Source organism: Anaerotignum faecicola (assembly GCA_024460105.1).
Taxonomy (GTDB): Bacteria; Bacillota; Clostridia; order Lachnospirales; family Anaerotignaceae; genus JANFXS01.
The window spans coordinates 1-465 of sequence record JANFXS010000239.1 but is presented as its reverse complement, the minus strand read 5'-3'; the positions used below and the strand labels follow the sequence as shown (position 1 = coordinate 465).

Below are 465 nucleotides of genomic sequence, written 5' to 3'. Positions count from 1 at the left end.
AGGGCCAGGCCAATCTGGGGAACAAAATTAAACAGCCATATGTGAATGTTGTTGCCGAACGCTTTTTTAAATGAAGGATTGGTAAGCACCGTTTTAAAGTTCTGAAACGGATCTTCCAGAAAGTTAAAATCCACGGCTCCCATTCCCTTAAAATCCGTAAATCCGATCACCCCGGTAAAGATAATGGGATACAGGGAAAAGATCAGAAATCCCAGTACAAACGGAGCACAGAATATGTAGCCCCATTTCGCATATCTCAATCGTTTGCGTTTCATCGTTATTACCTCCCTGTAAAATCAGGGAGGACAGAAACTGCCGTCCTCCCCATGATGGTGTTCGATATCGGGTGCTGTATTTCTGATACAACGCCCCGCCGCTTACTCCACAATAATATCCAGATTATCGGCCACCTGCTGTTTAAAGTCTGTGATTGCCTGTTCTCTGCTCTTATTGCCGGCAGTATAT

2 protein-coding genes are annotated in these 465 nt (G+C 44.5%); both read right to left on the bottom strand.

What is annotated here, in order from left to right; all coding sequences use genetic code 11:
* A partial coding sequence (locus tag NE664_13735) for a sugar ABC transporter permease (protein MCQ4727694.1) occupies nucleotides 1–275 on the bottom strand: 275 nt, incomplete at its 3' end.
* A gap of 5 nt (nucleotides 276–280) precedes the next feature.
* A partial coding sequence (locus NE664_13730; GenBank protein MCQ4727693.1) for a hypothetical protein occupies nucleotides 281–465 on the bottom strand: 185 nt, incomplete at its 5' end.